1 protein-coding gene is annotated in these 1084 nt (G+C 41.9%); it reads right to left on the bottom strand.

Annotated elements, in window-relative coordinates:
• A partial coding sequence (gene virB11, locus ACFIKY_RS09000) for a P-type DNA transfer ATPase VirB11 (protein WP_375661733.1) occupies positions 1-962 on the bottom strand: 962 nt, incomplete at its 3' end.
• Positions 963-1084: the final 122 nt, after the last annotated feature.

Genomic DNA, 1084 nt, shown 5'->3' with positions numbered 1-1084 from the left:
ATCATCGAGATTAATAAGCCGCGGATATCATCGCGTGCTAAATTACCACCACCGTCACTTTCTTTGACTAAAAGGGTCATTTGTTCGAAGGCTGCAAGTGCTGTTGAGGCGTGGACGGTTGTAATGGAGCCGGGGTGACCAGAGTTGACATTACGGATGTAGTAAAAGGCTGTACCATCACGCAGCTCTTGGAGAAGGATTCTGTCGGGGCGCATGCGTAAGCCAGATTCAAGCAGTTCTTTTGCACCTGCTTTTGCTAAGCCTTGGTTATCTTTTGAATAAAAGAGCTGCACTTTGTTGGCGTGCGGAACGACAAGTTCTGGCGTGTCTTCAATGGTGAGAATTCGTTCATATTCAGGGATTTTTGCAATTAAAGCTTTAGAGAGGGTTGTTTTCCCAGAACCGGTTTTTCCAGATATTAAGATATTTTGTTGTGTAATAACGGCTCTCTCTAAAAAGTTGCAAAAATCTTTGGCCAGAAACAAATCTGTTAGTTTTTTGTCTGTATCAGAGAGTTCGGATAACCGTTCTGTCATTTGTTGCGCGGGTGTGAAGCTGGTGTTTTGGGCGACAGAAAACAGATTGTTTTCATGTAAACTTTCAAGAGAAAAAGTGCGTGATGAAGGTTTACGAATGGTCATGCTGATGGTATTGGCTGCAACTGCTGGAGGCATAACAATTTGTATGCGTTCGTTGTTTGGCAGTGTTGCGGAGAGAACGGGATTTTCTACACTGATTTTTTGTGTTGTGTAGGCAGCAACAACTTTCGCAATCCCTTCTAGTTCGCTGTAGGTTAGTTCTTGTATGGTGTGGGTTTGCCAACCATTTGGACCTTCAACAATTACTTCGCCAGGGCGATTGACAACAATTTCAAATAAATTTTCATCATTAAGGAAGTCATCTAAGATCTTTAATTTTGTTAAGACGATGGAGGCGCGTTCTGCATTTTTTGCTGATGGCATAATGTGACTTTATTGGCTTAATGAAAAAAGGAATAGCTGGGAGTAGAGCGGTTTCTTTTGCTCTTTACGACTAGTTTATAGACAGAGGAAAAATCGAGATCTTTTGCTACGAAAATGTTGAC

Origin of the sequence: Bartonella sp. CR127HXZ (assembly GCF_042194555.1) — a bacterium.
Classification (GTDB): Bacteria; Pseudomonadota; Alphaproteobacteria; order Rhizobiales; family Rhizobiaceae; genus Bartonella; species Bartonella grahamii.
This window is presented reverse-complemented; position numbering and strand designations above follow the sequence as displayed.